Below are 7822 nucleotides of genomic sequence, written 5' to 3'. Positions count from 1 at the left end.
GATTTCCTGATATTGGATAAGTAGAGTCGAATGGTCATAACCGTCAGAATCAGGGCCGTTGCAGCCATAATAAGATTCGAAGGAATGGTTTTTGCCATCAAAAGCAAAAAAATCGGAGGAATACCTATAATAAAGTCAACTAACAACATAAGCATGATCGAACCACTCTGTTTGACAGCACGGGTCTCATTATCCCAGTTGAACACAGGATATTGTATATTGGCGGCAATGCCTGCAATTGATGAAAAAATAATATAGACAGCAGGTATTAAAATGAGCCATATCCCATTGATCAGCGTCGGTTTCACAGCAATCCAGCTTAAAATAACAGACACGACATAGAATGGCAGGACAATGGTCAGATGTGTCAGTATCTTACTGTCGATAATCGTTTTTGTTTTTATTGGCAGTGACTGCATCAGCCACCAGTTTTTTCCTTCTATGGATATGGAGCAGGCGGTCATAGGAACCATAGCGGCAATCATTCCGAGAAGAACAGGGAGTGCGTGGACAACAATGCCCGGATAGCCGATGAGTGTTTCAAATTTTTCCGGTCCCGTAAATAAAATAGCAACAGGAACAAGAAGCATAAGTATATAACCGACAATTGTGTTGCTGACGTAAATGCTGGAAGCAAAGTAACGCTTGATTTCACGGTTTCTTAAAGCTTTGAGAACGGAACGTGTGGATAAGCTCTGCATTTTATAATTATTTTTTGCATGCGTTGCATTGAGTGCCGTGCAGATCGTTAAAAAATATTTCTGAACAAGAGCAACCATACATATAAACAATACAAGAGCAGATCCGATAAGCATAATAAAGCTGATGAAATCTGTTTGTACGGCAGCAGTTCCGAACCATACAGCCGGTGGATAGATTCTTTTAATCTGGGCGGTCATAAAGTCGGTGATATCCCGGATCATGTCCGGTGTGATCGTATCCGAATTGCCGCTCAAAAGCATACTTCCGGCCATAACAACAATAGCAAAAATGATTGTTAAGGCAGCAATCACAAGATTTTTATGTTTCATTCGGGAGCCGATTCCTGCAATGAGCGCACCAACAGCCGTAGATAAAGTTATTGGAAGCAGCGGAAGAAATAGGGTACCGATAAATATGAAAATATAAAATAAGGGTCCGGGATGATTGTATATGCCGTAAATAATAGTTCCTGGAAGCATGATCAGCAGACTCATGAACATATTCGTTGTGTACATACTTAAAAAACGACTGATGACAACCGCTGTTTTTGATACGGGCAGAGATAAGAGTATTTCAAAATTTTTCATCTGAAAAATGACACCGCCTGCCTTAAAAAACGAAAATATGAGAATGATCAGACTTGTAATCATGTAAAGGTACATAGGAAGAATTTCAGACATACCTACTTCAATCATTCCGAAGGACAGTAGAGCAATATAAGCAAGAATCATTGCGCCGACAAGTATCCAGGCCAGAGTTAAAAGTATAAAGTTATCTTTCTTCTTTTTATCTTTTGTATAACGGGCTTCATTGATTCCAAACAGGTTACACAGCTGCAGAGCTGTCAGTTTCTGAATTTGTTTCAGCATTGGAAACCACCTCCATAAAAACAGATTCAAGAGATTCACCTTTCGTCAGTGATTGGATATCTCCGGATGCAATCAGTTCACCATTTTTAATAATAGCAATTTTGTTGCATAACTTTTCGGCTACGTCCAGAACGTGGGTGGAAAAAAAGATCGCATTACCTTTACGACACATATCATGCATCATATTTTTCAATGTTAACGCAGCTTTTGGATCCAGACCGACAAAAGGTTCATCCAGAATCATAAGTTTTGGTTCATGAATCAGGGCACTGATAATGGCAAGCTTTTGTTTCATACCGTGGGAGTAGGAAGAAATTAAATCTCCGAGAGAACTCGTAATTTCGAAAGCATCCGCATAGGTTTTAATACGTTTTTCACGGTCATCCTTTGAAATTTGAAAAATATCCGCTATAAAATTCAGATACTGTATACCTGTCAGATATTCGTAGAGATCCGGATTATCCGGTATGTAGGCAATACAGGACTTACATGCGAGTGGATCGTCCTTAACAGAGATACCGTTAATATGAATCTCTCCTTCTTCAAAATCAATGATTCCTACAACAGCTTTAATTGTTGTTGTCTTACCGGCACCGTTATGTCCGATAAATCCATAAATATCTCCGCTTTCTACTTCAATATTTAAATTTGAGACGGCTTTCTTACCGCCCTTATAAGTTTTTGTAAGATTTTTAATACTCAACATCGCACTAGTCCTCCTTTTCACAAGGTGAGGAGATAAAAGTAAGTCTTCGAGGTTTTCTTCCATCTCCCGGTTGATTGTATATAACTTCATTAAAAATATTACCGATTTTTTGCATCATATCCATGAATTCTTCATCCGTAAGCATGAGTGTGGATGTGGTCAGGCTTAATAAATCTCTCTGTGGATCTGCATCTTCGGAAAGAAAATAGTTTTCAAAGCTTCCGAGCAGTGAGAGCAGACCTGAGCGAAAAAGAGTGGCAATATCTTCCGGACTCACAGGAGCAATAGGATTCTGGGCGAGTTTCCATGTGCGTTCAATCGTTCCTCGGATTTTCTTCTCATCTGCAATCTCAATGCAATTGTTGTCAAAAAGTACTTTGACATGACGATAAAGGCTGGCAGGCGGGATATCACTCAGTTCCGCCCCAATCTCTTTCGTTGTTCCCTGGCCGTGAATGATTAAATATTGTACGATACGCTGGCGTATAGGGTTCATTATAATTTTCATAAAGTCTTTATTCATAAAATCACCATTATTTTCAAAAATAATAATATTATTAATTATGATAATAATATAGTTTGATAGGATTGTCAAGTAAAAAAGACTCTACAAAAAGCGGATAAAACTTTTTATAGAGTCTTGTGTTTATTTAAAATCAACGATGGTTACACCGGTCTCGCCTTCACCAAAGGTACCAAGGCGATAGGATTTAACGTAACGGCATTTTTTCAGTTTGTTGTGAACTGCAGTACGGAGTTTTCCTGTACCGCGGCCATGGATGATCGTCACCTGAGTTAAATGTGCAAGATATGCATCATCAAGATATTTGTCAACTTCCGGCATAGCTTCATCTACAGTTTTTCCGATAATGTTCAGGCTGGTACTGATGGATGCGGACTTGGACATCTTAATCTTTCCTGCACCGGTTTTCTTTAATGTCGGTGCTTTGATGACTTCTTCATCGAGGAGTTCCAGGTCAGATAAATTGACCATGGATTTTAAAATTCCCATTTGAACGGCAACCTGACCTTTGCTGTTTGGTTTTCCGGTAATGGTTCCCTTGAGATTCATACTGAGAACACGGACAGTGTCTCCCGGATGGAAATCTTCAGGCCGATTTTTTCTGGCCTGTTCTTTTTTAAGGGCAAGGCGTTCATCGGTTTTGGAAAGTTTATCGCGGACGGCAGACCGTTTCTTTTCCATCTCTTTCATATTATCCATTTTTCCGGCAGCCAGTTTATTCATATCACGAATTGTCTGATCGGCATAATCTTTGGCATCCTGTAAAATTTTTCGTGCCTGTTCGTTGGCGTCACGGAGAATGCGTTCTTTTTGTTTTGCAAGATTGTCCTGTTTTGCTTCAAGTTTTTCCTTCAGTTTGGAAACTTCAGCTTTATATGCTTCAATCTCAAGACGTTCTTTTTCTATAATCGTTCGGCTGGATTCCAGATCGGATATAAGATCTTCGAAACTCTGATCATTGGCATCAATGAATTTTTTTGCATCTTCAATCATAAAATTTGGAAGACCAAGTTTGCTTGAAATAGCAAAGGCATTACTCTTTCCCGGAATGCCGATCAATAAGCGATACGTCGGACTTAAAGTTTCTACATTGAATTCGCAGCTTGCGTTGCAGGCTCCTTCTGTGGATAAGGCAAACACTTTTAATTCACTGTAATGGGTCGTAGCCATCGTTGTCACTTCACGGCGAAGGAAATTCTTCAGGATGGCCATGGCAAGAGCGGCACCTTCTGTCGGGTCAGTTCCCGCACAAAGTTCATCCAGGAGGACAAGAGAACGGTAATTGGATTTTTCAATGATGGAAACAATATTGGTCATGTGGGATGAAAATGTACTTAAACTCTGCTCGATGCTCTGTTCATCGCCGATATCCGCAAATACTTCTTCATAAACGGATAGTTCTGAATGATCAAATGCAGGAATGTGAAGTCCGGCCTGTCCCATCAAAGTTAAGAGTCCGACAGTTTTTAAGGAAACGGTCTTACCGCCGGTATTCGGACCTGTAACAAGAAGAAGTCGATAGTCTTTTCCAATGGAAATATCAATTGGAACAACTTTTTTCTTATCAAGTAAAGGATGACGTCCTTTTTTGATATTAATATAGCCCTTTTCATTGAAAATCGGTTCTGAGCCGCTGTAGCTTCTGGAAAGACTGGCTTTGGCAAAGACAAAATCCAGATGTGTCATCACAGTGACGTTGGTACTTAATTCTTCAATATATTCACCGCACTGATTGCTCAGCTCGGCAAGAATTTTTTCAATTTCTTCTTTTTCTTTTGCAGCCAGCTCCCGAAGGTCATTATTCAGCTTTACAACAGCCATTGGTTCAATAAATAAAGTTGAACCGGAGGAAGACTGATCATGGATCATACCCTGAACCTGACTTCGGTATTCTGCTTTTACAGGCAGACAGTATCTGCCGCCGCGCATAGTAATCAGGTTATCCTGGAGCATGGCTCCCATGGAGGAAGAATTCACCATGGAGTTTAATTGACTGTGAATACGATCATTGGTCAGTTTTATAGAACGGCGCACATGTTTTAAACCGGCGCTGGCATCATCTGCAATTTCTTCTTCGGATAAAATACAGCGTCGTATCTCGCGGCATACCGGAGATAAAGGTTCGATGGCATTAAAAAATCCGTCAAGAGAATCGGATGAAAGGTCATCATTGTCACGTCTTCCGTAGGATTTTACCCGGAGTGCGGTTTCAAGCAGAGATGCAATGTGCATCAATTCCTGGATCGATAAGCTGGATCCTACTTTTAATCTTAATAAAGAACCGCGGATATCCCGAAGGCCTGAAAAAGAGATACTGCCTTTGGCGTAGAGTCTGGATAAGGCATCGGTTGTTTCCATCTGTCCCTGACAGATCTCGCCTAAATCTGTCGATGGTAAAAGTTTCTCACACAGATCTTTACCCATGGCAGATGTGGCACAATCCGCCAGTTTGCCAATAATTTTAGGATATTCTAATATTCTTAATGCTTTTTCATTCATTTACAGTTTGTCACCTCATAATTTATTTCGCAGTATGGACAGGAAGCAATCAAATAATTTACAACTGCGTTTACCTATGGCACATTATACCTTATTCTATCGCAAATGAGAATGTTAATTTTAAAAATCCTGTTATCGGAAAATGAAATATGGTATACTTTAAAACGAATAATGATTTATGTGAAGGCATGAGGCCTTAAGAAGATTAGAAGTGAGGATATATTATGCGATTTATTGCAGATTTGAGAGAGGGAGATCATATCTCCGGCATTTATTTATGTAAAAACAAGCAAAATTTGAAAACAAAGGCAGGAAAAAGTTATTATTCCATGCTGCTTCAGGATAAAACAGGAACACTGGATGCAAAAGTATGGGATTTGAATAATGGTATTGAACATTTTGAATCGATGGATTTTATTAAAGTGGATGGATTAATTACAAGTTTCCAGGGAGCTCTTCAGGTCAATGTGCGCCGTGTACGCCGCACACAGGAACAAGAATATGATATTCGTGATTATCTTCCGACAAGCCGGTTTGATATTGAAGAAATGATGAAAGAACTTGCAGAAATTATCCAGACGATTAAGAATCCATATTTAAAAACTCTTTTAGACAGTTTTTTTGTGAAGGATAAGGAATTTATTAAAAGTTTTAAAGCACATTCCGCAGCAAAGAGCGTCCATCATGGTTTTGTAGGCGGATTGTTGGAACATACCCTGAGTGTGACAAAATTGTGCGATTTTTATTGTAAACGTTATCCGATTTTAAATCGTGATCTTCTTTTGACAGCGGCTATGTGTCATGACATCGGAAAGACAACGGAGCTGTCTCTTTTTCCGGAGAACGATTATACAGATGAAGGTCAGTTGATCGGACATATTGTAAAAGGAACTGAGATGATCCACGACCGGATTCGTGATATACCAAACTTTCCACAGGTTCTTGCAAATGAGTTAAAACATTGTATTTTAGCACATCACGGCGAATTAGAGTATGGCTCTCCTAAGAAACCGGCTTTGGTTGAGGCACTTGCATTGAATCTTGCAGATAATACAGACGCAAAGATGGAGACAATGACCGAATTTTTTGCCGGTGCAATGGATGGATCCGAATGGATCGGATATAATCGTCTGTTTGAGTCAAACATTCGAAGAACATCGAAATAGACGGAGCGTGGATAATGAAAGATAATTTTAAAAAGAATGATCTGGTGACACTTGAAATTACAGATTTGGGAAGCAGTGGTGAGGGTATCGGAAAAGTGGACGGCTTTACATTATTTGTTAAAGATGCCCTTATTGGTGATGTAATTCAGGCGAAGATTATTAAGTTGAAAAAGAATTATGGTTATGGAAGGTTAATGGAGATCGTAACACCTTCACCGGCCCGGGTGGAAGCTCGATGCCTGAAAGCCAGAGCCTGCGGAGGGTGTCAGATCCAGCCGCTGGATTATGAAAAGCAGCTCGAGTATAAAGAGAATAAAGTGGGTGGATTACTGGAAAGAGTCGGAAAGATCCGAGATTATGTCATGGAGCCGATTATTGGTATGGAGGAGCCGTGGCATTATCGGAACAAGGCTCAGTTTCCTGTCGGAAAAGATAAAGACGGAAAAATCATTACCGGATTTTATGCCGGAAGAACCCATTCTATTGTACCCTTGGACAAATGTTTTATTCAGCATCCTTTAAATGAGCAGATTATGAGTATTGTTCAAAGGTGGATGGAGGAATTTAATATTTCATCTTATGATGAAGTATCTCATAAAGGGCTTGTGCGCCATATTTTCACACGTATAGGAAAGTATACAGAGGAAGTTATGGTTTGCCTCGTCATTAATGGAAAGAAGATTCCAAAAGAGGCAGAGCTGATCGAAAGATTAAAACAAATACCCGGGATAAAAAGTATTTGTCTGAATGTAAACCGGGAAAATACCAATGTCATTTTGGGAAAAGATATTCAATGTCTTTGGGGACAGCCTTATATTACAGATAAAATCGGAGAAATTTCTTATCGCATCTCTCCATTATCATTTTTTCAGGTTAATCCGATTCAGACACAGAAGCTTTATGCGACAGCACTTGAGTATGCAGGATTAACAGGCAAAGAAACAGTGTGGGATCTGTACTGTGGCATTGGAACAATTTCTCTTTTCTTAGCTCAGGCAGCAAAAAAAGTTTATGGCGTTGAGATCGTTCCGGAAGCCATCCGGGATGCACAGGAGAATGCACGGCTGAATCATATTGAAAATGCGGAATTTTTTGTGGGAAAAGCGGAAGAAGTTCTTCCGGAACAGTATGAAAAAAATGGTGTGTACGCAGATGTCATTGTCGTAGATCCGCCTCGAAAAGGCTGCGACGAGAAACTGCTTGCATGTATGGTTCAGATGGCCCCTGAAACGATTGTTTATGTGAGCTGTGATCCTGCGACACTGGCCAGAGATCTGAATTATTTGAGTAATCATGGTTATAAGGTAAAAAAAGTACGATGTACTGATATGTTTCCACATAGCGTGCATGTGGAGAC

General features: G+C 39.9%; 6 protein-coding genes. 2 read left to right on the top strand and 4 right to left on the bottom strand.

The window, feature by feature from the left end:
- The 4 genes from QZZ35_RS07650 to QZZ35_RS07635 form a co-directional block, all read right to left on the bottom strand.
- Positions 1 to 1571 (bottom strand): putative ABC transporter permease subunit (locus QZZ35_RS07650; protein ID WP_291236862.1); only part of this gene is annotated, 1571 nt, incomplete at its 3' end.
- On the bottom strand, positions 1528 to 2277 hold the full coding sequence (locus QZZ35_RS07645) for an ABC transporter ATP-binding protein (RefSeq protein ID WP_291236861.1): 750 nt from the start codon (positions 2275 to 2277) through the stop codon (positions 1528 to 1530). The genes QZZ35_RS07645 and QZZ35_RS07650, both read right to left, overlap by 44 nt.
- A 4-nt stretch (positions 2278 to 2281) precedes the next feature.
- Positions 2282 to 2785 carry a helix-turn-helix domain-containing protein gene (locus QZZ35_RS07640; protein WP_291236860.1) on the bottom strand — a complete coding sequence of 168 codons (504 nt, stop codon included), beginning with the start codon at positions 2783 to 2785 and terminating at the stop codon, positions 2282 to 2284.
- A 138-nt stretch (positions 2786 to 2923) separates the two neighbouring features.
- Complete coding sequence (locus QZZ35_RS07635; RefSeq protein WP_291236859.1) at positions 2924 to 5299, bottom strand: endonuclease MutS2; 2376 nt, start codon at positions 5297 to 5299, stop codon at positions 2924 to 2926.
- Between the two features lie 224 nt (positions 5300 to 5523).
- On the opposite strand from QZZ35_RS07635, the gene QZZ35_RS07630 reads away from it, so the two are divergent.
- Together QZZ35_RS07630 and rlmD are read left to right on the top strand one after the other, a co-directional pair.
- Positions 5524 to 6465, top strand: coding sequence for a 3'-5' exoribonuclease YhaM family protein (locus QZZ35_RS07630; protein WP_291236858.1), 942 nt, complete (start codon positions 5524 to 5526; stop codon positions 6463 to 6465).
- A gap of 14 nt (positions 6466 to 6479) precedes the next feature.
- Positions 6480 to 7822, top strand: a 1343-nt coding sequence (rlmD, locus tag QZZ35_RS07625; protein ID WP_291236857.1) for a 23S rRNA (uracil(1939)-C(5))-methyltransferase RlmD, incomplete at its 3' end; no start/stop codon positions are given.

Origin of the sequence: Frisingicoccus sp., assembly GCA_016298055.1 — a bacterium.
Classification (GTDB): Bacteria; Bacillota; Clostridia; order Lachnospirales; family Lachnospiraceae; genus Frisingicoccus.
Note: the sequence above shows the minus strand (reverse complement) of the source record. Positions and strands in the feature narration are given on the sequence as shown.

What these genes read in the sequence shown, in the direction of transcription:
- QZZ35_RS07640 (WP_291236860.1), bottom strand. Translation starts at nt 2,785, where the DNA reads ATGAAAATTATAATGAACCCTATACGCCAGCGTATCGTACAATATTTA.
- QZZ35_RS07645 (WP_291236861.1), bottom strand. Translation starts at nt 2,277, where the DNA reads ATGTTGAGTATTAAAAATCTTACAAAAACTTATAAGGGCGGTAAGAAA.
- QZZ35_RS07630 (WP_291236858.1), top strand. Translation starts at nt 5,524, where the DNA reads ATGCGATTTATTGCAGATTTGAGAGAGGGAGATCATATCTCCGGCATT.
- QZZ35_RS07635 (WP_291236859.1), bottom strand. Translation starts at nt 5,299, where the DNA reads ATGAATGAAAAAGCATTAAGAATATTAGAATATCCTAAAATTATTGGC.